Annotated in this window: 1 protein-coding gene; it reads right to left on the bottom strand. The window is 48.0% G+C overall.

The genetic code is table 11. From position 1 onward, the window contains the following. On the bottom strand, positions 1 to 394 hold a 394-nt coding region (locus AC1M9M_RS14835; RefSeq protein ID WP_481596712.1), incomplete at both ends, for a GA-like domain-containing protein.

Raw genomic sequence — 394 nt, 5'->3', positions numbered from 1 at the left:
TCTTTTTCTGCTTGTACTGCCTCAGGTAACGCTGTCACTTTTGTTTGTGCTTCTGTTTTCGCAGCAAGTGCATCATCACGTGCTTGAGTCAATGCAGTAAGTTCTGTTGGGGTGATGAGGCCATTGGCATTTGCATCGATCAGCGCTTGTTCTGCCGCAGCGTATGCTGCTTCAGCCGCCTCTACTGCTGCTTCGGCATCTGCCAATACTTGTTCGTACTCATCTGCTATGCCATCTTCGTTTTCATCATTTACTGCTGGTAAGGTGATGTCGACTAGATCATCTAAGCGTGCATCCAATGCGTCTTTGTCTGCTCCTTCTGGAAGTGCATCAACTTTCGCTTGTGCATCTTCTTTAGCAGTAAGCGCATCATCACGTGCTTGAGTCAGCTCAG

Source organism: Acinetobacter sp. ANC_7503 (assembly GCF_056780035.1).
This window is presented reverse-complemented; position numbering and strand designations above follow the sequence as displayed.